The organism is Levilactobacillus wangkuiensis, assembly GCF_016861605.1.
Classification (GTDB): domain Bacteria; phylum Bacillota; class Bacilli; order Lactobacillales; family Lactobacillaceae; genus Levilactobacillus; species Levilactobacillus wangkuiensis.
Window position 1 is genome coordinate 1 of record NZ_BOLM01000005.1, and the last position, 22,285, is coordinate 22,285.

Annotated in this window: 23 protein-coding genes; 18 read left to right on the top strand and 5 right to left on the bottom strand. The window is 52.1% G+C overall.

The window, feature by feature from the left end:
• Positions 1-84: 84 nt before the first annotated feature.
• Positions 85-651, top strand: a complete 567-nt coding sequence (locus tag JUF13_RS04695) for an SDR family oxidoreductase (protein ID WP_268890186.1) — start codon at positions 85-87, stop codon at positions 649-651.
• 300 nt (positions 652-951) lie between these two features.
• Here JUF13_RS04695 and JUF13_RS04700 read toward each other — a convergent pair whose 3' ends face one another.
• A complete protein-coding gene (locus JUF13_RS04700; protein ID WP_203638050.1) occupies positions 952-1,794 on the bottom strand; it encodes a fructosamine kinase family protein in 843 nt (280 codons plus the stop codon).
• A gap of 24 nt (positions 1,795-1,818) precedes the next feature.
• On the bottom strand, positions 1,819-2,670 hold the full coding sequence (locus JUF13_RS04705; protein ID WP_203638052.1) for an N-acetylmuramoyl-L-alanine amidase family protein: 852 nt from the start codon (positions 2,668-2,670) through the stop codon (positions 1,819-1,821).
• 403 nt (positions 2,671-3,073) lie between these two features.
• On the opposite strand from JUF13_RS04705, the gene hisS reads away from it, so the two are divergent.
• The 8 genes from hisS to JUF13_RS04745 all read left to right on the top strand — a co-directional run bounded on the left by hisS (position 3,074) and on the right by JUF13_RS04745 (position 13,059).
• Positions 3,074-4,369: a histidine--tRNA ligase gene (hisS, locus tag JUF13_RS04710; protein WP_203638054.1), complete on the top strand. Its 1,296-nt coding sequence runs from the start codon at positions 3,074-3,076 to the stop codon at positions 4,367-4,369.
• A gap of 25 nt (positions 4,370-4,394) precedes the next feature.
• Positions 4,395-6,182, top strand: a complete 1,788-nt coding sequence (gene aspS, locus JUF13_RS04715) for an aspartate--tRNA ligase (RefSeq protein ID WP_203638336.1) — start codon at positions 4,395-4,397, stop codon at positions 6,180-6,182.
• A 901-nt stretch (positions 6,183-7,083) separates the two neighbouring features.
• Positions 7,084-7,611 carry a peptide-methionine (S)-S-oxide reductase MsrA gene (gene msrA, locus JUF13_RS04720; RefSeq protein ID WP_203638056.1) on the top strand — a complete coding sequence of 176 codons (528 nt, stop codon included), beginning with the start codon at positions 7,084-7,086 and terminating at the stop codon, positions 7,609-7,611.
• Positions 7,612-7,721: 110 nt separating this feature from the next.
• Positions 7,722-8,597: a YitT family protein gene (locus JUF13_RS04725; protein WP_125762790.1), complete on the top strand. Its 876-nt coding sequence runs from the start codon at positions 7,722-7,724 to the stop codon at positions 8,595-8,597.
• A 313-nt stretch (positions 8,598-8,910) separates the two neighbouring features.
• Positions 8,911-10,059 carry a CDP-glycerol glycerophosphotransferase family protein gene (locus JUF13_RS04730; protein WP_236002673.1) on the top strand — a complete coding sequence of 383 codons (1,149 nt, stop codon included), beginning with the start codon at positions 8,911-8,913 and terminating at the stop codon, positions 10,057-10,059.
• A 20-nt stretch (positions 10,060-10,079) separates the two neighbouring features.
• A complete protein-coding gene (locus tag JUF13_RS04735) occupies positions 10,080-10,889 on the top strand; it encodes an ABC transporter permease (protein WP_125762786.1) in 810 nt (269 codons plus the stop codon).
• A gap of 20 nt (positions 10,890-10,909) precedes the next feature.
• Positions 10,910-12,130, top strand: coding sequence for a CDP-glycerol glycerophosphotransferase family protein (locus JUF13_RS04740; protein WP_203638060.1), 1,221 nt, complete (start codon positions 10,910-10,912; stop codon positions 12,128-12,130).
• Positions 12,130-13,059, top strand: coding sequence for a deoxyribonuclease IV (locus JUF13_RS04745; protein ID WP_203638062.1), 930 nt, complete (start codon positions 12,130-12,132; stop codon positions 13,057-13,059). Before JUF13_RS04740 ends, JUF13_RS04745 begins: the two co-directional genes overlap by 1 nt.
• Positions 13,060-13,123: 64 nt before the next feature.
• Here JUF13_RS04745 and JUF13_RS04750 read toward each other — a convergent pair whose 3' ends face one another.
• Positions 13,124-13,951 (bottom strand): pyruvate, water dikinase regulatory protein, encoded by an 828-nt coding sequence (locus JUF13_RS04750; RefSeq protein WP_125762776.1) that lies wholly within the window; start codon positions 13,949-13,951, stop codon positions 13,124-13,126.
• Between the two features lie 181 nt (positions 13,952-14,132).
• Between JUF13_RS04750 and rpsU the strand changes: the two genes are divergently transcribed.
• A complete protein-coding gene (gene rpsU / locus JUF13_RS04755) occupies positions 14,133-14,321 on the top strand; it encodes a 30S ribosomal protein S21 (RefSeq protein ID WP_011667518.1) in 189 nt (62 codons plus the stop codon).
• A gap of 106 nt (positions 14,322-14,427) precedes the next feature.
• Here rpsU and JUF13_RS04760 read toward each other — a convergent pair whose 3' ends face one another.
• Complete coding sequence (locus tag JUF13_RS04760; protein WP_203638337.1) at positions 14,428-15,459, bottom strand: zinc-binding alcohol dehydrogenase family protein; 1,032 nt, start codon at positions 15,457-15,459, stop codon at positions 14,428-14,430.
• 190 nt (positions 15,460-15,649) lie between these two features.
• Between JUF13_RS04760 and JUF13_RS04765 the strand changes: the two genes are divergently transcribed.
• The 8 genes from JUF13_RS04765 (at position 15,650) to JUF13_RS04800 (ending at position 21,389) form a co-directional block, all read left to right on the top strand.
• Entirely contained in the window at positions 15,650-16,096 is a 447-nt protein-coding gene (locus tag JUF13_RS04765) for a GatB/YqeY domain-containing protein (RefSeq protein ID WP_203638064.1), read from the top strand.
• A gap of 390 nt (positions 16,097-16,486) precedes the next feature.
• On the top strand, positions 16,487-16,966 hold the full coding sequence (locus tag JUF13_RS04770; protein ID WP_203638066.1) for a GNAT family N-acetyltransferase: 480 nt from the start codon (positions 16,487-16,489) through the stop codon (positions 16,964-16,966).
• Between the two features lie 169 nt (positions 16,967-17,135).
• Complete coding sequence (locus JUF13_RS04775; RefSeq protein WP_203638068.1) at positions 17,136-18,122, top strand: PhoH family protein; 987 nt, start codon at positions 17,136-17,138, stop codon at positions 18,120-18,122.
• Positions 18,122-18,610, top strand: a complete 489-nt coding sequence (gene ybeY / locus JUF13_RS04780; protein WP_125762766.1) for an rRNA maturation RNase YbeY — start codon at positions 18,122-18,124, stop codon at positions 18,608-18,610. The genes JUF13_RS04775 and ybeY overlap by 1 nt, the downstream gene beginning before the upstream one ends.
• The gene (locus JUF13_RS04785; protein ID WP_203638070.1) at positions 18,588-18,992 is read left to right on the top strand and encodes a diacylglycerol kinase family protein; all 405 of its coding nucleotides are present in this window, start codon (positions 18,588-18,590) and stop codon (positions 18,990-18,992) included. Before ybeY ends, JUF13_RS04785 begins: the two co-directional genes overlap by 23 nt.
• Before the next feature lie 9 nt (positions 18,993-19,001).
• A complete protein-coding gene (gene era / locus JUF13_RS04790; RefSeq protein WP_125762762.1) occupies positions 19,002-19,907 on the top strand; it encodes a GTPase Era in 906 nt (301 codons plus the stop codon).
• A 14-nt stretch (positions 19,908-19,921) separates the two neighbouring features.
• A complete protein-coding gene (recO, locus tag JUF13_RS04795) occupies positions 19,922-20,713 on the top strand; it encodes a DNA repair protein RecO (protein ID WP_203638072.1) in 792 nt (263 codons plus the stop codon).
• A gap of 616 nt (positions 20,714-21,329) precedes the next feature.
• Positions 21,330-21,389 (top strand): putative holin-like toxin, encoded by a 60-nt coding sequence (locus tag JUF13_RS04800; RefSeq protein ID WP_236002674.1) that lies wholly within the window; start codon positions 21,330-21,332, stop codon positions 21,387-21,389.
• A gap of 332 nt (positions 21,390-21,721) precedes the next feature.
• On the opposite strand, the gene JUF13_RS04805 is transcribed toward JUF13_RS04800, so the two are convergent.
• Positions 21,722-22,138: a cytidine deaminase family protein gene (locus JUF13_RS04805; RefSeq protein WP_203638074.1), complete on the bottom strand. Its 417-nt coding sequence runs from the start codon at positions 22,136-22,138 to the stop codon at positions 21,722-21,724.
• Positions 22,139-22,285: the final 147 nt, after the last annotated feature.

A 22,285-nucleotide genomic window follows, 5' to 3' on the forward strand; every position in this document is an offset into this window, starting at 1 on the left:
CACAGGTCTTCAAGAACATGCATCCGGTTATGCTTACGCCTTACTGTCCTGTGTTGCACTTGATTTGACAATTGGGGATTATTTATAAAACAAGACGTCTCTGATGAAGATGACTGGGAACACTTGATGGATAAGGTACAAGAACAGTATGGAACTTTAGATATTTTAGTTAATAATGCAGGGGTAGTGCCTTCGGTAAAGCCAATTACTGAAATTACAACCGCTGATTTTAAAAAGCGATTAGACGTTAACCTAACCGGGACTTTCTTTGGTACGAAATATGGTATGAATCTCATGAAAAATCATGGTGGGTCTATTGTGAACATTTCATCGTTAGGAGGTCTTCGGGGGATCGCAACCGCTGCCGACTATTGCGCGACTAAAGGTGGTGTACGGTTAATGTCTAAGGCAGCTGCGTTAGATGCAGCGGATAATCATTTTAACGTAAGAGTAAATACAGTTCACCCTGGTTACATTAAAACTGCAATGACACCCGAGGCCGGTCGTCAGATGATGGCGAATGCAACACCAATTGGGCGTATGGGAAGCCCTAAGGAAATTGCGGATACAGTTGTTTTTCTGGCATCCGAGGAGTCTTCGTTCATTACAGGAACCGAATTGGCTGTTGATGGTGGGTTAACGGCTCGTTAAATTTTTGAGAGAAAATAAAGTCCTTATCAGATTTTTTCTGATAGGGACTTTTTATGTCTATATTTTAGCTAAGAGGTAAGGATGATAAGATAAGTGAACGTGAGTTAAACCCGTGTCAGCCGCAGGGGTGGTTAAAATGAGCTTAGCCGTGGGAGTTGTCTTAGCGGTTTACCGCTTAGGCAACTGATACCTTTGAGACTCGTTTTTTGAGGCTCAAAGTAAGCTCGGAGACCGCTCTTTGGCTTCGGGCGTTCGCCCACAGCGTTCCGGTTCATTTTAACCACCCCGGAGGCGAAAGTTTTAACCCCGTGAAAGAACTTCATCGACCGCGCCACCATACGTTTCTCCAAACAAATTCAAATGGGCCAACAAGTAATACAGCTGGTAGTGGGCTAAGCGGTCCGTATATCCCGCCGCAAACGGATAGGCATCCGTGTAGCCGCGGTAGAAGTCGGCAGAGAAGCCACCAAAGATGGTGGTCATGGCGATATCAAACTCGCGGTCGCCGTATAGGACGTCGGGGTCAATCAGCGTTGGGGTGCCATCGGCGGTAAACAGGTAGTTGCCCGACCACAAGTCGCCGTGTAACAGGGATGGCGTGATTTGCCGGTCCTGGTTCTCGGTGATGATGTGTTGACGGACCCGGTCGTAAGCGACCTGGCGCTGGTCGTTCCACAGGTGATGGGACTGTGCCCGTTTCACCAACGGATCGAGGCGTTGCTGGAGATAAAAGGTCGTCCAATCCGTTTGCCAATCATTGTGCTTAGGGAGCTTGCCGACGAGGTTGTCCTGGTCAAAGCCAAATTTCGGGGCCGTGACTTGGTGAACACGCGCGACGGCTTGGCCCAGCTGGTACTGACTCCCATGACCGGTCTCCAGAAATTCCAGGACCAGGTAGGCGTCGCCGTCAATGTTGCCGGTGGCTAGCACGTCCGGCACGTTCACGGCTTGACCGAGCGCCTTGAGCCCGGCAACCTCGTGGCTGTAAAAGCTGGCCGGCGTTTGCGGTTGAACTAACAAGAAGGCGGGACCCTCTGCTGTAGTCAGGCGGTAGGCGAGATTGATGTCGCCGCCGGAAACCGGGGTCGCCGCGCTAACTTTGGGGAGTGGCAATTGGGCCAACCAAGCTTGTGTGAGTGTCATAGACGAAGATCTTCTTTCTAAAAATTAAGAGGCTGCTTGAAAATACTTGCTGAGGCCGGCGACCACGCGAGTAGCCACGGCCTTTTGGTAACTGGTGCTACGGATGTAGCTAAAGTCCTTCTTGGTGTTGATGTAGCCCATTTCCAGAAGCAACGATGGCCGGTTGTTATCCCGAATGACTTCAAAGTTGCCGTACTTGACGCCCCGGTTGGTTAGGCCCAGGTCGTCCATCTGACTGTTGACGTCGGTGGCTAATTCATACGAGGTATCATGGTGATAATAGTAGGTCGTCGTTCCGGAACCGAGGTTGTCCGCGGGGGCCGAATCAAAGTGAAAACTGATGAAGGCACTGGCCTGATCCGTGTTGGCAAGGGCGGGGCGGTCGGCTAGGCTGACGGTCTTGTCGCTGTCACGGGTCATGATGACGTGGGCACCACGGGCGCGGAGTTGCTTGGCAACCTGTTGGGCCATGGCTAACGTGTACGTTTTCTCGTCATGGTTCTGGTCAATGGAGAGGGCGCCAGAATCGCTGCCCCCGTGACCGGGATCCAGGACGATGGTGGCTTCCGACAGGGCGGTGGCGCGTTTCAGGTTACCCGGGTGTTGGACCAACCAGCTAGCGACCCAGCCGAAGTGGTTCTGACTGTCGCGCACGTGGTACCAGTTATCTTTTTCACCTAAAATGGTCAAGCGACTGTCTTTTTTAACCTTGTGGGTGACAGAATAGGTCAGGCCGGGGCCGGTCCGCAGGTTAATATTGCTGACGGTCGCGATGACGGAATTGTGCTGGATAAAGGCAAAAATCAAGCCTCCAGCGACTAAGAGAATGATCAGTCCGGTGACCAAGCCGGGCCAGTTGCGAGGTTTAAAATGCATGTGACGGTCTCCTTTAGTAAATTAGTTTTTATTATACCACGGCGAGTGAAAATGCTTGTTAGAATCCCGTTAAGATATGGCCAAGACCGCTTTCAGCAATCACGTAAAGCTTTGGTAACCACCTTGACTTTTCCCCCAATTTTCAGTATTCTTAGGAAGAATAAAATAGATTGCCCATGAGAAAGATTAGTAAGAGAATGCCCGTTATCAGAGAGGTCGCGTTGCTGGGAGCGACTAACGGTGTAACTTTGAAGACACTTTTGAGGCTAATGACGCTCGTCGTCATTCGTTTGCAACGTTATCCTGCAGAGAAATTTAAAAGGTGGTACCGTGCATACCTGCGCCCTTGTCTATTGACAGGGGCGTTTTTTATTTTCTGTGGGTGCAGGAAGGGAGAATGCTCATGCGTTATCAACGACCAAAGGGAACGGCGGACATCTTACCAGGGGACTCAGAAACCTGGCAGTTCGTCGAGGCCACCGCGCGCCAGTTGTTTGCTAATTACCGCTTCAAAGAAATTCGGACGCCAATGTTTGAAAACTTTGAAGTCTTTTCACGGACTTCCGGGGATACCTCGGACATCGTGACCAAGGAAATGTATGACTTTAAGGATAAGGGGGATCGACACTTATCCTTGCGGCCAGAAGGAACGGCCGGTGTGGTTCGGGCATTTGTTGAAAATAAACTTTACGGCCCCGAAACGCAGAAGCCTTACAAGGTCTACTACATGGGCCCGATGTTCCGTTACGAACGGCCCCAATCAGGTCGGCAACGGCAATTCCACCAAATCGGGGTGGAAGCCTTCGGTAGTGACGCGCCCGAACTGGACGTCGAAGTCATTGCTTTAGGGATGAACCTGCTGAGCAAGCTGGGTCTGAGCCACTTACGGTTAGCGTTAAACACGTTGGGTGACAAGCCTAGCCGAGACGCTTACCGTCAAGCTCTGATCGACTTCTTGGAGCCCCACTTTGATGAACTGAGTGACGACTCCAAGGTCCGTTTACACAAGAACCCACTGCGGGTCCTCGACAGTAAAGACAAGCACGACCAAGAAATCGTGGCCGATGCACCGTCTATCCTGGACTTCCTGACGCCGGAAGCCACGGCCCACTTTGACCAAGTCAAGGCGAGCCTGGATGCTTTAGGCATCGACTATGACGTCGACGCCACCATGGTGCGGGGGTTGGATTACTACAACCACACCATCTTTGAAATCATGGCCGACTCACCGGCCTTAGGTGAAGGCTACACGACCGTCTTGGCCGGTGGCCGGTACAACGGGTTGGTCGCTGAGCTGGGTGGTCCTGACATGTCCGGTGTCGGCTTTGGTCTGGGCGTTGAACGCCTGGTCTTACTGATGCAGGCCGAAAAGGTTGCCATTCCAAATGATCACCCCTTAGACGTTTACGTCGTGGGTATCGGTGACCAAACGTCCTTAGAGACGTTGAAGCTGGTTCAGGCCATCCGGGCCGCTGGGTTGACCGCTGACCGTGATTACCTGAGCCGCAAGCCTAAGGCCCAGTTCAAGACGGCTAACCGTTTGGATGCCGCCTACACCCTGACCATTGGGGACCAGGAATTAGCCGATCAAACGGCCAACCTGAAGTCCATGGCGACGGGTGAAGAAATCAGCGTGCCATTAGCTGACATTTATCAAGATTTTCAAAACGTCGTGGCAACCAAGTTCACGGCAAAATAAAAGAGGGAAAGACATGGAAAAGAATTTGAAACGCACCACGTATGCCGGTTTAGTCGACGAACAATATCTCGACCAAACTGTTGTCTTAAAGGGTTGGGTGCAAAAGCGCCGGAACCTGGGTGGCCTGATCTTTATCGATCTGCGCGACCGCGAAGGCATTGTGCAATTGGTCTTCAGTGAAGAATACGACAAGGACTCTCTGGAAGTCGCTGAACATTTACGGAGCGAATACGTCATCGAAGTGCAAGGTCAAGTCGTTGCACGGACGCCTAAAGAAGTTAACCCCGACATGAAGACGGGGAAGGTTGAAGTCCGGGTCACCGGCATCAACCTGCTGAACAAGTCCAAGGAATTACCATTTGAAATTAAGGATGGCGTGAACGCCTCTGACGATTTGCGGTTACAATACCGTTACCTGGACTTACGTCGCCCAGAAATGCAAAAGGGCTTGTTACTGCGGAACCGGATCGTCCAATCCGTTCACAGCTACTTTGATCAAAACGGCTTCATCGACATTGAAACGCCAGACTTGACCAAGTCCACGCCAGAAGGGGCCCGGGACTACCTGGTGCCTTCACGGATCTACCCAGGGCACTTCTACGCCTTGCCACAATCCCCACAATTGTTTAAGCAATTGCTGATGGGTTCTGGCTTTGACCGGTACTACCAAATTGCCCGTTGCTTCCGTGACGAAGATTTGCGTGGGGACCGTCAACCTGAATTTACCCAGATTGACTTGGAAACGTCCTTCTTAACGGCCGAGGAAATCCAAGACCTGACTGAAGGCCTGATTGCCAAAGTTATGAAGGATACGTTAAACGTTGATGTCAAGCTGCCATTCGAACGGATGGACTGGGACGATTCCATGGCGCGCTTTGGGACCGATCAACCGGACGTGCGTTTCGGGATGGAATTAAAGGACCTGTCTGCCATCATGGCCAACACCGACTTTAAAGTCTTCTCTGGTGCCGTTGCTGACGGCGGCCAAGTTAAGGCTATCGCCGTTCCTGGTGGTGCTGACAAGTACAGCCGGAAGGACATCGACAAGTACGGCCAATACATCGAACGCTTCGGTGCTAAGGGCTTGGCTTGGATGAAGGTCACCGACGACGGCTTCAGCGGTCCTATCGCGAAGTTCTTCAAGGAAGGCGACTGGTTCAAGCAGATCACCGAAGCTACCGGTGCCAAGAGTGGCGACCTGTTGCTGTTCGCTGCTGATTCCAAGCGCGTGGTTGCCCAAACGTTGGGTTACCTGCGGGTTGCTATCGCCAAGGAACAAGACATGATCGACCAAAACAAGTGGGCCTTCCTCTGGATCGTCAACTGGCCATTGTTCGACTACGATGTCGACTTGAAGCGGTGGGTTCCTGCCCATCACCCATTCACGATGCCTGCTGAAGGGGATGCGCACTACCTGAACGACGGCGAAGACCCACACAAGGCCTACGCCCAAAGTTACGACATCATCTTAAACGGTTTGGAATTAGGTGGGGGCTCCATCCGGATCCACACCCGTGAACTCCAAATGAAGATGTTGAAGGCCTTAGGCTTTACGCCAGAACGTGCTGAAAAGCAATTTGGTTTCTTACTAAAGGCCTTGGATTACGGGTTCCCGCCTCATGGTGGTCTGGCCATTGGGTTGGATCGGTTTGCCCGCTTGCTGGCTAAGCGCGACAACATCCGCGACGTGATTGCCTTCCCTAAGAACTCGAAGGCCACGGAACCAATGACCGAAGCCCCATCTGTGGTTGCTGACAAGCAATTGCTGGACCTGGACTTACTCGTCGCCAAAAAAGACGAAACGGAAGAATAAGCAATTCGCGGATAGTCGCCTGCGATAGCTAGGCATTCCGCCTGTGGGGTCCACCCGAAGCCAAAAAGCGGTCTTCGGGTTCGACTTGAAGCCTGACCTAAACCGTCAGTCTCCAAGGTCGACCAGTCACGTAAGCCGGCACAAAACGCCGACTAACGTGACACGCACAGGTCTCCATGCCTAGCCGTCTCCGGCTATCGCAAATGGCTTAAGCTTCGGTTAGTTTGGTGGTAGTCATCTGTTTGATTTCTGCCGAGTCTAAACAAAAACAGTTTATACGGGACTCATCCTTACCCTTGAGGTAGGTGATGAGTCCCGTTTTTTTGATTAGGTTGGAGGTGTTATACTTCAACTGTAAATTCGTCAGTTAAATAGAAGGGGCACTTATTAGAGAAAGGGAATACATCGATTCAACCCATTGTCAAAATAAATAATCCCTGTCAGTGACCAGAGGTGGGCCAAGATGGACAGCTGGGTCGGTGGTCTTAACTGCGCTGGGGATGATTTGGCAAGTATTGACTGGATGCTGGCCGCTTTGTAGTGATAGTTATGTGGCGTGACAGTTTCGGCAAATGTAATGAAGGTAAAACCACTGGCAGAAAATTAGTGGCAAGTCTGAGTGACCAGAGGCGGATCAAGGTGATCAGCTGTGTCGGCGTTGTTGGCTGGGGTTCTTTCCCAGCCTAGAACGTGGGACGACCTTGGAAACTCACGAACCTCAGTGAGGTTTCAAGTCGAGGTGGAAGACCGCTTCTCAGGCTGGAACCGGGCCCCACAGCAGGGCACCTTGAATCCGCCGCCGGGAACGTGAAGCTTCGCTAAGTAATTTTTCAGGCCAAGGGGTTGACCCATTGGTGAAAAAGCGGTGTAATTGATAACATTAGAAAATGGAGTGATTATGATGAGTGAAATTGAAACGGCAACATTTGCTGGTGGCTGTTTTTGGTGCATGGTCCGGCCATTTGATACCTTCCCGGGGATTCAAAAAGTGCTGTCTGGCTACACCGGTGGGACCGTTGCGAACCCAACCTATGAACAGGTGAAGAGCCAAACGACCGGGCACACCGAGGCCGTGAAAATCTGGTTTGACCCCAGCGTGGTGAGCTATCGGCAATTGGTTGAGTTGTATTGGCAACAAACTGATCCGACCGACGATGCCGGGCAATTTCAGGACCGCGGCAGCAATTATCGACCCGTCATCTTCGTCAATAGCGCGGAGCAGGCCCAAATTGCCCGTGAGTCTCGTGATGCCTTACAACAACGTGAACAGTTCGACAAGCCTATCGTGACGCAGATTCAGGTCGTTCAACCCTTCTATCCGGCGGAAGAACGTCACCAACAATTCTATCAGAAGAATCCGGAACGCATGGCGCAAGAAGAAGCCGGCGGTCGTGAAGCATTTATCAAGCAACATTGGCAAAAAGATTAGAAGTCGCTAAAAGCTGGCTTTTGCCGTGGCCGGAACGCTAATTAAATGCTATACTAAGCCGAGCATAGTGTGAAGTATGACAAAAAATAAGCGAGGTCGAGTATTAAATCATGGATGATGTGCAGCAGTTGTTTAAACGGCATACCTATACGGCCAAGTTCTCCGTCGCGTTCTTCTACGGGGTTCTGGTGTCGATTGCGGTGAACTTTTTCTGGACGCCGGGACATATTTATTCTTCCGGGGTTACCGGGTTAGCACAGTTAGTCAACAGTTTAACGGCGGGGTTGGGGGCGTTTCACATCACGACGGCCCTCGGGCTGTTTCTGATCAACATTCCCATGTTTTTCCTAGCTTGGAAACAAATTGGTAAGTCTTTTACGGTCTTTACGTTCATTTGTGTTTTGTTCGCGTCCGTGATGATCCGGGTGATCCAACCGGTCCATTTGACCAGTGATCCCATCATCTGTGCTATTTTTGGTGGGGCGGTCAACGGATTCGGGACCGGATTCGCCTTGAAAAATGGCATCTCAACCGGTGGGCTGGACATCATCGGTATCGTGCTCCGGCGCAAGACGGGCCGCAGCATGGGGACCATCAACATTGCCTTTAACAGTTTGATTGTCATCAGTGCCGGCTTCGTTTACGGCTGGCCATACGCACTGTATTCTGCGCTGGGCCTGTTCGTGAACGCCAAGGTCATCGACATGACGTTTACCCGTCAACAGCGGATGCAGGTCATGGTCATTACCGACCGGCCGAAGACGGTGATCGACAGTATCCAAAACCATATGCGGCGAGGAATTACGATTGTCCACGGCGCTGAGGGGGCCTACCGTCACGATGAGAAGACCATCTTGTTCACGGTCATCACGCGTTACGAAATGGATGCGCTGGAAACGGCGATGGAAGAGGCCGATCCAAAGGCCTTTGTCAGTATCTCGGATACGGTCAAGGTCCTGGGGCACTTCTACGAACCTAAGTGGTAAAGTTTACGGAAAGTCTGGACGAGGGTCCGGGCTTTTTTAATTCGTTAGCGCATTTCTGAGGCGAAGACGGTTGTATGCGGTGAGGCCGGTCCCGGGGCTCAAAGGCGAGGCGAAGGACCGCTCCTCAGGCCGGAGCCGTTCCCCACAGCAGGCCACCTTGAGCCCGCCGCCGGGAACGAGTGACCAGCAACTATTTTCAACGACTGAAGGGGCAAAGTATTAAAGGTTCGTAAAATTCTCTAGGTTATCCCGGTAGATGTGGTATAATTCTCGGTGTTATGGACAGCGAAATCTAGTGATATTGGTGATTAACGTGAAAGAGATTTATTTATGGTTAGTACGACTGATGTCGCTACTCTGGTCGGGTCGGCGTCAACGCGACGTGGTCTACCTGATGAGTTTCGGTGACAACGTCCCGTTTATCAAGGCGCTAGCGGCGGCTTTGTCGGCTGACCGGCAACTGTTGGTCTTTTATCGACCCAGCTGTCAGGCGGCCGCAGACGAGCTGGCAGCGACGGGTATCACGGTTCGACCGTTTACGGACGGCCTAGGCTTTGTGTTCACTGGCATTAGCCAGGTGATGCGGGCCCGGGTGTTGTTTTGCGACAACTATTACGCCTTCCTAGGCGGTTTACGGCATCCCCGGCGCATGCGCATCGTTCAGATGTGGCACGCCGCGGGGGCTGTGAAGCGCTTTGGCTGGGATGATCCCACCACGGCGGACCGTTCGGCCAGTGATCAACGCCGCTTTCAAGCGGTTTACGACCACTTTGACGAGTACGTGGTCGGCGCACCGGCCATGGGACAGGTGTTTGCGAGCAGCTATCGGGCACCGCTGGACCGGATGCAGGTCCTGGGGTATCCCCGGTCTGATCGTTTACAAGACGCCAACTGGGTGGCACAGACCCAGCAGCGGGTTTGGCAAGAACTGCCAGCCTTAAAGGGGCACCGCGTGATCTTGTATGCACCAACTTACCGGGAGGGCGTGACCTTCACGCCACCCAAGGGGTTAGCCCAAGCGTTACGGCGTGACCCGGATGCCCGGGTCGTGCTCAGGTTACATCCGGCGTTGGCAACCAAAGCGGAAGACTTCCAGCGGCAATTGGGTGCGCAGGGGGTCGACGCGGCGGGCGTGTCTACGGCGGCACTGTTAACGGTGACCGAAACGTTGGTCACGGATTATTCATCGGTGGCATTTGACTATAGTTTGTTAGCCAACGCCCACAGCCTACTGTTTTACCTATTTGATTTACCAGCCTACCAGCAGGATCCGGGTGTGCAACCGGACCTGATGGACTGGCTACCGGGACCGGCCTTAATGACCAATGCCCAATTGGCGGCGGCCATTCAAGCGGATGCCGCTACCGAGCTTACCCAATTCAATCAACATTGGAATAGTGCCAACGACGGCCACGCGACTGAACGTGTGGTTGCCCGTTACGTCGCGCTATTATCCGATTAAAGTTAAAGGAGTGCAGTGCCTTGAAAGAGGTCATGACCTTATTTAAAGAACAATTCTCGAGTATCGGAATTATTTTCCGAATCTCTCGCTACGAGGATCAAGCAAGTTATCAGAGTCACTACTTAGGATTAGCCTGGGAATACTTATACCCGTTGATTCAAATCGCCATTTACTGGTTAGTCTTCGGTGTTGGGTTGAAGCATGGTCAACCGTTAAATGGGGTCGGGTACCTCCCTTGGATGGTTATCGGGATCACGCCATGGTTCTTCATGAACCGGGCCACGTTGGATGCCTCTAAGAGTATCTACCAACGGGTCAACATGGTAGCCAAGATGAAGTTCCCAGTGTCCGCACTGCCAACGATCAAGGTCGTCAGCAACCTGAGTTCCTTCTGGACCATGATGGTCTTCTCCATCTTTATCGGTCTGTTAAATGGGGTCTACCCAAGTGTTTCTTGGTTCCAATGGATCTACTACTTCTTCGCCATGATCTGCCTGCTGGTTGCCTTAGGGGTCCTGAACTCCTGCATTAGCTTGCTGGTCCGGGACTACCACATCCTCTTACAATCCGTGATGCGGATGTTATTCTACGTGTCTGGCGTGCTGTTCAACTTCGTTACCACGTCATTCCCAGCACCATTCGTCCACTTATTGGAACTGAACCCGTACTATTACATCGTTAATGGGTTCCGGGAATCCTTTATTGGGACCGGTTGGTTTTGGCAACACCCGATGTTAACCTTGGAATTCTGGTTATTCGTCATCTTCGTTCTGCTGATCGGCTCTCACTTGCACTACAAGTTCCGGTCACGGTTCGTCGACTTAATCTAATTTGAAAGGAGCAACCGCAAATGGCTAAAGGGTCACATGGATTCGTCCAGTCATTGAAGCTTGTTGCTCGCTATGGGCTCATCGTCTTGAACGGTGGGCTTATTTGTTTACCCATCAAGCGACGACAAGTGATTTTTGAAAGTTTTAACGGCAAGGACATCAACGACAATCCAGCGGCAATCTACCGCGAATTGGTCAAAGAACATCCCGACTATGCGCGCACGGCTTACTTTAGCGTCAAGCCCAGAGAATTTGCCAGCCTGCATGCGAAATACCCGGAGATCAATCTGGTCAAGCGCTTCACGCCGCGGTGGGTCGCACTAATGGCGCGGGCAGAGTTTTGGGTGCTGAATTCACGATTACCAAACTGGTGGCACCAGAACCGCCGGACGACTGTCATTCAGACCTGGCACGGGACGCCGCTGAAAAAGTTGGGCGCGGATATTGCCCACGTGGCGATTCCCGGGACCAGCACGGCGGATTACCACCACGAATTTATCACGGCGGCGCATCGCTGGAATTATTTGATTGCGCCAAACCAGTATTCACAAGATATTTTCAAATCGGCCTTCGGGTTTAAAAATCAGTTTCTATCAATTGGGTATCCGCGAAACGACGTGCTCTACACGACGAGTCAGGACGAGGTATCAGCCCTGAAGCAACGCCTGTTAGGTGCCGTGAGCGGACCCGTCGTGACCTATGCGCCGACCTGGCGCGATGACATGGCGGTACGGCCGGGTGTGTATCGCTTTGACCTGCCATTTGATCTGGGCGAGTTCTTTAAGCACGTGCCAGCGGGGACACACCTGATCATTCGGCCCCATTATCTGGTCAAGGACGCCATCGATATCCACGGCTATGAAGACCGGGTGACCGTGTTGGCCGAGACCGACATTGCCCAGCTTTACCTGATCTCCGACCTCTTGATCACGGACTACTCCTCGGTCATGTTTGACTTTGCTAACCTCAAACGACCGGAACTGTTCTTTGCCTATGATCTGGCGCATTATCGCGACCAACTCCGGGGCTTTTACTTTGACTATGAACGGGAAATTCCGGGACCGCTGGTAACCACGGCTGCGGCCTTTTACCAGCAACTCGATGGCTGGCGGGAGACCGGCGCTTTTGCCGGCTATGAAGAACGCCAGGCCGCCTTTTATCACAAGTTTTGTGAGTGGGAAGATGGCACGGCCAGTCGTCGCGTCGTTGACGTCATCAGTCATGAAGGGAAGCACAACTAATGGCAGAATTTTTAATCGGTTCACACGTGAGCATGAAGGGCAAGGACATGTTGTTGGGGTCCGCCCAGGAGGCCGCCAGCTTTGGTGAAAATGTGTTCATGATCTACACGGGCGCACCTCAGAACACGCGGCGCAAACCAATTGACGAGCTGAACATTGACGCGGGGAAGGCCTACATGGCGGACCACCAGCAACGGGCCGTCGTTGTGCACGCACCCTACGTGGTGAACTTGGGCAACACGACCAAGCCGCAGAACTATGGCTTTGCCGTGGAATTCCTGACGGCGGAGGTTCATCGCGCTGCCGCCCTGGGTGCCACCCAAATCGTCTTGCATCCGGGTGCGCACGTGGGCGCCGGTCCCGACGCGGCCATTGCCCAGATTGCCCAAGGACTCGATGAAATCCTGGCCGCGGCCACGGAACCCGTGCAGATTGCGCTGGAGACCATGGCGGGCAAGGGCACCGAGGTCGGCCGGACCTTTGAACAATTGGCGGCCATCATGGACGCCACTAGTCATAACGACCGCTTATCGGTGTGTTTTGACACCTGTCATACCAGCGATGCCGGTTACGACATTGCCGGGGACTTTGACGGCGTGCTCAACGAATTTGATCACGTTATCGGGCTGGACAAGCTCAAGGTGATCCATTTGAACGACTCCAAGAATCCCCAGGGCAGTCACAAGGACCGCCACACCAACATTGGGTACGGGACGCTGGGCTTTGACGTCTTAAACGGCGTGGCCCATCACCCGCAACTGACGGCGGTCCCCAAAATCATGGAGACGCCAGTGATTGGTCCGGATCGCAAACACGGCGTGAATCCCCACGGCTATGAAGTCGCCATGCTCAAGGCGCAACGGTTCAATCCGGACCTGGAAGCCGATGCGTTGGCGGCCAAGTCGGTCGATGAATTTTTAAAGCGTTAATCAAAAAAAGCTACGATTTCACCTCCACACTGAGTGGAAATGAAATCGCAGCTTTTAATTGAGGTTAATCGGCCAGCGGGTGCGGAATCAAATCGTAATCCACACTTTCCATGATCAACGTGGCCGTTTCTTCGATTGATTTGTTGGAGACGTCAATCACGAGGCAGCCAATCTTCTTATAGAGCTTTTGGGCGTAATCCAATTCTTCGGTAATCTTATCAGCATCGGAATAGGCACTGTCGGCGGGTAACCCGTAAGAAATCATCCGTTCCTGACGAATCTTTCGCAGGATGTTAGGCTTGTTGGTCAGGCCAAAGATCCGTTTGGGGTCGACCTGCCAGAGCTCGTCGGGTAACTGCGTCTTAGGCGACAGGGGCAGGTTGGCGACGCGGAGGTTCCGGTTGGCCAGGAAGAGGGACAGCGGGGTCTTAGACGTCCGGGAAACGCCGAGAATCACGATGTCCGCCTTCAGTAGGCCGGTCGGGTCCTTCCCATCGTCGTAGGTCACGGCAAATTCCATGGCCGCGATGCGATCAAAGTAGGTGTCGTTCAAATTGTGGACCAGACCAGGCACCCCTTCTGGCTCCAAACCGGTGGCTTGATGCATGACAGCCATGGCTGGTTGGATGCAATCGAACTGTTGTAATAAATTTTTTGCGGCAAATTCGCGGACCCGCTGGCTTAATTTGGGACTGACTAACGTGTGAAAAATCATCGCGCGTTGCTTCTTGGCGAGGTTCAAAATACCATCCAAAATTGAGTCCGTTTGGATGAACGGGAAGCGTTGATAGCTGGCTTGAACCGCGGGGTACTGGGAAACAGCCGTCTGCGCAACGGTGAGGGCGGTTTCACCGGATGAGTCTGAGATAACGAAAATTGTAATCTGTTGCATGGGCGAGCAACTCCTCTGACGTTTTCTTCTAGTGTACCCCGGGAGATAAAACGGTTCAAATTTATTTGCTTGTGTTATTGACGCGGTTTGGGTGTTTATGTATAATAGTTAAGAACCGTTACGCCGGTGGAAGAAATTCTAACCGACGTTATTACTTGTGCTCGGAGGGAGGGAATTTTATATGGCAAAGACAGTCGTTCGCAAAAACGAGTCTTTTGACGACGCTCTTCGGCGCTTCAAACGTACGGTTTCCCGTAGCGGTACTTTACAAGAATACCGTAAACGTGAATTTTACGAAAAACCAAGTGTGAAGAAAAAGTTAAAATCAGAAGCTGCGCGTAAGCGTAAAGCCAAGAAGAAGCGTTTCTAAGCTCTTTTTGCAAAGTTAACAAAAAATCGTTGAACTTAAGGTTCAGCGATTTTTTTGTGCTGTTTTTGAATAGTTATTCAGCAAATGGATGAATACACGCAAATAGTTAGTCGGATTCGCTTTCGTTGGTCAAGACGACCTTCCCAATCATGCGGTTGGATTCGACCAGCTCGTGTGCGGTCCGCAAGTTAGCCGCGGTGATGGGGGCAAAGGTCTGCGTCAGTGTTGTCACGATTTGACCGTCGTCGACCAGCTGGGCCACCCGCGTCAGAATGTCGTGTTGGCTCAGCATGTCCGGCGTGCCGAAGTAGGACTTGGTGAACATCCACTCCCAGGCGAAGGTCGCGCGCTTTTGCTTCAACGCACGCAGGTCAATTGGTGTGTCACTGCCCGTGATGGACACGATGTACCCGCTGGGCGCAATCAGCGACACGATTTCCGGCCAGTGCTGGTTCAGGTTGCTTAACTCTAAAATGTAATCAACGGTCGGGTACCCGAGGGCCTGGACCTGAGGCACCAAATCCTTGCGGTGATTAACCACGTGATCTGCGCCGTGGTCCTGTGTCCAAGCAATCGTCTCTGGTCGTGAGGCCGTGGCAATGACGGTCAGGCCGGCCAGGTGGGCAAACTGGGTCGCCATTGAGCCGACACCACCCGCACCGTTGATGATCAGAATCGTTTTGCCGGCGTTGGCCTGCGGTGTGTCGATGTCGATGGGCATTTGTTCAAACAAGGCTTCCCACGCGGTCAGGGATGTCAGGGGCATCGCGGCCATTTCGGCGGGAGATAATTTTTTCGGTGCGGGCCCCACGATGCGTTCGTCCACTAAATGGTACTCGCTGTCCGTTCCTGGCCGTTTGAAAGATCCGGCGTACCAGACGCGGTCGCCGGGCTGAAACAGGCTGACAGCGTCACCCACGGCGTCCACAATGCCGTAAGCATCAAAGCCGAGGACCTTAGGGGTTGGCAACACGCCGGTCGTCCCACGGCGCACGGCGGTGTCGACGGGGTTGACCGAGGTGGCCACCACCTTGACTAGCAAATCATGGCCGGCCGGGGTGGGCTTGGGCTCGAAAAACGCGGTCAAGCTGTTGTCGTCTGCGATGGGTAATTTCTGAGTAAAACCAATTGCCCGCATATCTGTCATATTAGAATCTTCCTTTCTGTCGTTAAGGCCAGAATACCATTTCGGCAGTGAAAGACAATCATGTTGTCCCGGACCATTAGGTGCTCGCCGGCACACAAGCAAAAATTAGCAGTGAATACCTGACGTTCGTTGAAAATAGGTGTAAACTTGATGGTAATTACAACTTTTAGGAGGAAACACAATGAGTTTAGAAACCCAACTCAACACTGATTTAAAGACGGCCATGAAGGCCCACGACAAGCTTTCCTTGAACGTTATCCGGATGATGAAGGCCGCTTTGACCAACGAAAAGGTCAAGCAAGGTCACGACTTAAGCGAAGACGAAGAATTAACGATCGTTTCTCGCGAATTGAAGCAACGCAAGGAATCCATGGCAGAATTTGCCAAGGGTAACCGCGATGACTTGGTTGAAGGCGTGAAGGCTGAAATCGCCATCGTTGAAAAGTATGCACCTAAGCAATTGAGTGAAGACGACATTGCGAAGATCGTTGCCGACAGCATTGCCAAGGTCTCTGCCAGCGGCATGGGCGACTTCGGTAAGGTCATGGGTGTTGTGATGCCCCAAGTTAAGGGCAAAGCCGACGGTGCCATCGTCAACAAGACGGTTAAGGCACAGTTAAACAAGTAGGCACTTTCGTTCCCGACGGCGAATTCAAGCTGCCCTGCTGTGGGGCACGGCTCCGGCCTGAGGGGCGGTCCTGCACCTCGCCTTGAAACCTCGCTGAGAATCGCGAGTTTCCAAGGTCGGCCCATGTTCTAAGTTGCGAAAATCACGCAACTAAGAACATCGACACAGCTGGGAAGCTTGATTCGCCTTTGGTCACTGAGACTGGCGCTGACAGTTCAACTGGCGGATCGGTCTTGGTTCATGCTGGCAAGGTTTAACTTGTCGGTGAACGCACGAGGCATTATCTGCAAATAAATTAAATTGTTACTGGTGGTGTTCGTTAAGGAATGCCATCAACGGGGCCGCTGCGAATTTTTCGTGGGGGCCTTTTTTCTAAGGAGGATGACGAGCGTGTTAACTTATGAACGTGTGACCGAACTGACGTCTGAACAACTAAAGTTAGTGTTGCTGGCGGACCCCAACCAAACGTTAGTTGATGCGTACCTGCCACAAAGTGCTGTTTACGCGGCTAGTGATGCGACCGGGCTAGCGGGGATGCTGGTGTTGAAACGGTTTGCGCCTCGCGTGGTGGAGGTCATGGCGATTGCGGTGACCCCCGCTAAGCAGCGCCATGGCTACGGACGGGCGCTCCTGACGTTTGCCTATCAGTGGGCGATTGAACACGGCTACCGAACGTTACGCATCGCGACCGGGACGACCAGCCTCACGCAGCTGTACCTGTATCAGCAGCAGGACTTTCGCGTGATTGCGGTGGAACCCGACTACTTTACCCAAAACTATCCGCAAACCATTGTGGAGAACGGGTTAATTTTACGGGATCGGTTGGTCCTGGAACGGCCCATTCACCTCCCCAAACTGCCGCGCAAGTGACCCGTCACGACTTTTCGCGCCGAATCCTTTTACAATCCCCGGTGGTATGCTAAAATTTGAGTATTAGAAGTCTGCGCTATGTTGGGGGACCGGTGCGCCATTGACCGCTAATGTGGAGACCAGGCACAACGTGAAAGGCTTAAAATCTAAAGACAAAGGAGCCACCGTATTGACTGAGAACGCAACGATTGAAAAAGAGTATATCTTGGAACGCCCTGAGGACGAAGTCGGCCTGTTGGGGACCCAAGATCAGTTTGTCACCATCCTGGAAGAGGGGCAAAATGTGATCATCAAGCCCTTCGGCAATTCAATCAAAGTCTCTGGTGCGGCCGAGGCCGTCAACCAAACGCTGGCTATTCTGCGCAACATGAGTGACCTGTTGGCCAAGGGCATTAAGTTAAATAGTGCCGACGTCATCAGTGCCATGAAGATGGCAAATAAGGGGACCTTGACTTATTTCAAGGATTTTTACACTGAAAAATTAATTAACGATGCCAAGGGTCGTGCGGTGCGGGTCAAGAACTTTGGCCAACGCCAGTACATTGATTCCATCAAGCACAATGATATTACCTTCGGCATTGGGCCTGCCGGGACCGGGAAGACTTACCTGGCCGTGGTCATGGCCGTGGCGGCGTTAAAGCACGGGGATGTGGAAAAATTGATCATCACCCGGCCGGCCGTTGAAGCTGGTGAAAGCCTGGGGTTCCTACCTGGGGACTTGAAGGAAAAGGTTGACCCTTACCTGCGGCCAATCTACGATGCCTTGTACGCCATCCTGGGTGCCGAACACACGACACGCCTGATGGACCGCGGCGTCATTGAAATTGCACCACTGGCCTACATGCGTGGGCGGACGTTGGAATCGGCCTTCGTCATTTTAGACGAAGCCCAAAACACGACCAACATGCAGATGAAGATGTTCCTGACGCGTCTGGGCTTTGGCTCAAAGATGATCGTCAACGGGGATATCTCCCAAATTGACCTGCCCAACAATGCCAAGTCCGGATTAGTTCAGGCCCAACACATCTTGCAAAACGTGTCCCACATCAACTTTGTAACCTTTAACTCGGATGACGTTGTCCGTCACCCCGTGGTTGCGCGCATCATTAACGCTTACGAAGCCAACGATACTAAACCAAATGGAGCTAAAAAATAATGGATCTAGAGATTTACGATAAAACCCAAGATGGCGTGCCCGCAAAGCACGTCGACATGATCAAAGACGTTCTGGAATATGCCGGGAAGTACCTGAAGCTGGCAGAGAATACGGAAATGTCCGTCACCTTAATGAACAACGAAGATATTCACCGTATTAATAAACAGTACCGCGGGGTCGACCGGGCCACCGATGTCATCAGTTTTGCGATTGAAGACGGCGAGGACGCGGACGACGATTTCCCCTTGGTCATGGATGATGAAATGGCCGCTGAGATTCCCGAAAACATTGGGGATATCTTCGTGTCCATGGATAAGGTTGAAGAACAAGCGGAGTACCTGGGCCATTCCTACGAACGGGAACTTGGTTTTCTCGTGGTCCACGGCTTCCTGCATTTGAACGGCTACGACCACATGGAACCCGAAGATGAGAAAGTCATGTTCAAGCTCCAGGCCGACATTTTAGATGCCTATGGCCTCAAGCGGTAAGCCTACCCGGCAAACGGGGAAAAATCGCGCCTTTAGCCAGTCGTTAGGCCATGCGTGGGATGGTCTGCGAGCGCTCTTTCACTATGAGCGTAACTTTCGCAAGCACTTGGTCGTGGGGAGCTTGGCGGTGATTGCCGGGCTGATCTTGCGGTTGAGTCTAAACGAGTGGTTGTGGCTCGTCTTGGCTATCTTTTTGGTATTGATTGCGGAAACGCTCAATACCATCGTGGAGGCCGTCGTTGACCTAGTCGTGGGGGAAACCTACCATGATTTGGCGAAACGGGCGAAGGACGTGGCAGCGGGTGGGGTCTTGATGGCCGCCATTTTTGCCGTCATCGTCGGCGCGTTAGTGATGTTGCCAGCGTTAGTACGTTGGTTCTAGGAGGAAATTATGGATAATCCAGATTACAAATCAGGTTTCGTCGCCATTGTTGGGCGACCAAACGTGGGTAAGTCAACGTTTTTGAACCGGGTGATCGGCCAGAAAATTGCCATCATGTCAAACACGGCGCAAACGACGCGAAATAAGATTCAAGGTATTTACACGACGGATGAGGCGCAAATCGTCTTCATCGATACGCCCGGGGTGCACAAGCCTAAGAGTAAGCTGGGCGACTACATGGTGCAGTCAGCCATGTCCGCGTTAAACGAAGTCGATGCCGTTTTGTTCATGGTCAACGCCGCTGAAAAGCGGGGGGCCGGCGACAACTTTATCATCGATCGCTTAAAGAACGTCAAGGCGCCCGTTTACCTGTTGATCAACAAGATCGACCAAGTTAAGCCGGACGACCTGTTGCCCGTGATGGAACAGTACCAAACGGCGCTGGATTGGAAGGCCGTTTACCCCATCTCAGCTCTCGAAGGAAACAACGTTGATGAACTGTTGACGGGATTGGTCGACCACATGCCAAATGGGCCGCAATACTACCCAGCTGACCAAGTGACCGATCACCCAGAACGGTTCGTCGTTAGCGAATTGATTCGGGAAAAGATCTTCATGTTAACGCGTGAAGAAGTGCCGCACTCAGTTGCCGTGGAAATCGAAAGCATGAAGCAAAAAGACGAGGACCACGTGCACATCGAAGCCACGATCATCGTGGAGCGGCCAACCCAAAAGGGGATCATGATTGGTAAGGGCGGTAGCATGCTCAAGAAGATTGGGACCATGGCGCGCCAAGACATCGAACACCTGCTGGGGAGTAAGGTTTACCTCCAGTTGTGGGTCAAGGTGCAACCTAACTGGCGTGACAAGGCGACCCTGCTGAAGAGCTACGGGTACCGTAAGGACGATTTATAAATTAGAAAGTGGGGATGGCTGTGGCACGAAATGTGACTGATTTTCACGGCATCCTCCTTTTTCGCCGGGACTATGCCGAACGTGATTTTTTGATTAAATTTTTAACGGCGGAGTTTGGCAAGAAAATGTTTCTGGTGCGAGGTGCCAAGAAGAAAGGTTTCAAGATGGTAGCGGATATCTTACCGTTCACGGTCGGCAGTTACGTCGGTGATATTGCCGACGATGGGCTGTCGTACATCCGGACGGCCAGAGAGACCAACCAGTATCAAAATATTAGTGAGGACATTTTTAAAAATGCCTACGCCACCTATATCATGAGTCTGGTCGATCAGGCGTTTCCGGACAGCCAACCGCTACCAGATTGGTACCATCGTGTCCAGCGCGCACTGACCCTGATCGATGATGGGGTGAACCCGTCAATCGTTACCAACGTCATGGAAATTCAGTTGATGCCGGCCTTTGGGGTCGCGCCGCAGCTGCAGGGGTGTGCCATTTGTGGACGCACTGACCTGCCATTTGACTACTCGGAAAGCTACGGGGGCCTGTTGTGCCAGCAGCATTGGCAAATGGACCCACGACGCCTGCACCTGGCCCAGCGCACGATTTACTATTTGCGTCAGTTCTCCGTGATTGACTTGGACCGGGTCCATTCGATCAACGTGAAACCGCAGACGGAGCATGCGTTGCGTCAACTGATGGATGAAATCTATGATAGTCAGATTGGGGTGCATCCTAAGAGCAAACGCTTCTTGGATCAGATGCAGTCGTGGTCAGCGCGTCTGATGACACCGCCGACGACGGACTAAACGTTGCGCCTCCGGACTGGTGAAAACTGGGTCTGGTCGCGTCCGTTCCCGGCGGCGCGCTCAAGGCGCCCTGCTGTGGAGTCGGTTCCAGCCTGAGAAGCGGGCTTCCACCTCAACTTTGAGCCTGAGGAGCGGTCTCAAAGGTTGTCCCATGGGCTAGGCTGGGAAAATACCCCAGCCAAGACCATCGACACAGCCGGTCACCTTGGCTCGCCTCTGGTCACCCCCACGACCGGCCTAGTTTTCCCAGCTCTGCGGCTGACACGGGTTTAGCCCATCGACTGGGTGGGGTTATCTGTGGTAGTTGGTATCGCCTGGACGACAACGTTAAATATAAAAAGAAATACGAAAATACCGTTCAGAATTTTCCATCTAGGAAATTTTGAACGGCATTTTTGTGTAGTGTTCGTTTTAAGAAAGTTTTTGATGTTGCACAGCCTTGGTCAGCTCACCTAATAAAATAAAGGATGCACCACTGCCTATGATATAATGACCTCATGTAGGAAGTTTTAAGGGCGGTGGCTGTCTTTTCCCTTATGAGGTGATGTCTATGGGGACATGGAATAAACTTTGAAAGGTTTCGCAGTCAGTGAGTGTGTTTCAGGCACTTTCGTTGATGTTACTGTTTGGCACGTTTTTAATAGCGTTGCTGACGTACATTGACAAGCATAAATAAAAAAGCCGCCCCGATGTAACTTTGGTCGGTTACGGGACGTCTTAGCTGTCGTTTTGTTGCTAGCCACCGCCTTTAAAGCGGCTTGCTGTGAGAGGGTCTGGTGTACAACCACCAGGCCTTTTCGTTTACCCTCATATAATATCATTCTAAAGGCGCTCAATCAACAATTATCCCTTACGCTTGGGAACCGCCTGTGCTCGTGTATCTAGTCTTAGCATGGTGCTACTAGTGAATTTAATGGGATAGAAAAACCAAAATTTGCGACCAAAATTTGAAACAGAGAATACCGCCAGTTTTCCTTTAAGGAATTCTGAACGGTATTTTTGTGTACGCTAGTTTGTTTTGATGTCACCCCACCAGTCTGGGAGGAGATCATCGAGGGTGACGGTCTGTCTGGTCGCGTAATCGGCCATGATTTGGGTGTGGCGGTTGTTGGGTGAAAACTGCAAGAGGGTTTCGCGACAAACACCACAGGGCATGCCACTGATGCCGGTTGGCGGCGCGTCACGAAAGGCAATTAGGCGTTGGACTTCTGTTTCGCCACTGGTCGTGTACATGCTGAGCAATGCGACCCGTTCAGCGCAGAGGTTGAGGGTGCCAGACAGGCCCTCGATACAAAATCCTGTGAAAATTTGGCCAGACTTACTTTGCAACGCACAGACAACGTTGTGTGCATAAATAAACTCATTGACGGCTTCCGGGTGGTAGAGCGGTTTCGCCGCTTGGTAAAGCTGTTCCCAAATGTCCAAAAGAGGTCACCTCCCAGTAAAATTAAGATTAATTTTAGCACAAACCAATCGGTAGCACAGAATAGTTGGCGGATGGATACTCAATTCATAAAATCAATATGTGAAATAGTCTCTTAATGGGTGGATATGATTAAGGTAGGCGATTGT

What these genes read in the sequence shown, in the direction of transcription:
- JUF13_RS04700 (WP_203638050.1), bottom strand. Translation starts at nt 1,794, where the DNA reads ATGACACTCACACAAGCTTGGTTGGCCCAATTGCCACTCCCCAAAGTT.
- JUF13_RS04705 (WP_203638052.1), bottom strand. Translation starts at nt 2,670, where the DNA reads ATGCATTTTAAACCTCGCAACTGGCCCGGCTTGGTCACCGGACTGATC.
- hisS (WP_203638054.1), top strand. Translation starts at nt 3,074, where the DNA reads ATGCGTTATCAACGACCAAAGGGAACGGCGGACATCTTACCAGGGGAC.
- msrA (WP_203638056.1), top strand. Translation starts at nt 7,084, where the DNA reads ATGAGTGAAATTGAAACGGCAACATTTGCTGGTGGCTGTTTTTGGTGC.
- JUF13_RS04725 (WP_125762790.1), top strand. Translation starts at nt 7,722, where the DNA reads ATGGATGATGTGCAGCAGTTGTTTAAACGGCATACCTATACGGCCAAG.
- JUF13_RS04740 (WP_203638060.1), top strand. Translation starts at nt 10,910, where the DNA reads ATGGCTAAAGGGTCACATGGATTCGTCCAGTCATTGAAGCTTGTTGCT.
- JUF13_RS04745 (WP_203638062.1), top strand. Translation starts at nt 12,130, where the DNA reads ATGGCAGAATTTTTAATCGGTTCACACGTGAGCATGAAGGGCAAGGAC.
- JUF13_RS04750 (WP_125762776.1), bottom strand. Translation starts at nt 13,951, where the DNA reads ATGCAACAGATTACAATTTTCGTTATCTCAGACTCATCCGGTGAAACC.
- rpsU (WP_011667518.1), top strand. Translation starts at nt 14,133, where the DNA reads ATGGCAAAGACAGTCGTTCGCAAAAACGAGTCTTTTGACGACGCTCTT.
- JUF13_RS04760 (WP_203638337.1), bottom strand. Translation starts at nt 15,459, where the DNA reads ATGCGGGCAATTGGTTTTACTCAGAAATTACCCATCGCAGACGACAAC.
- JUF13_RS04765 (WP_203638064.1), top strand. Translation starts at nt 15,650, where the DNA reads ATGAGTTTAGAAACCCAACTCAACACTGATTTAAAGACGGCCATGAAG.
- ybeY (WP_125762766.1), top strand. Translation starts at nt 18,122, where the DNA reads ATGGATCTAGAGATTTACGATAAAACCCAAGATGGCGTGCCCGCAAAG.
- JUF13_RS04785 (WP_203638070.1), top strand. Translation starts at nt 18,588, where the DNA reads ATGCCTATGGCCTCAAGCGGTAAGCCTACCCGGCAAACGGGGAAAAAT.
- era (WP_125762762.1), top strand. Translation starts at nt 19,002, where the DNA reads ATGGATAATCCAGATTACAAATCAGGTTTCGTCGCCATTGTTGGGCGA.
- recO (WP_203638072.1), top strand. Translation starts at nt 19,922, where the DNA reads ATGGCTGTGGCACGAAATGTGACTGATTTTCACGGCATCCTCCTTTTT.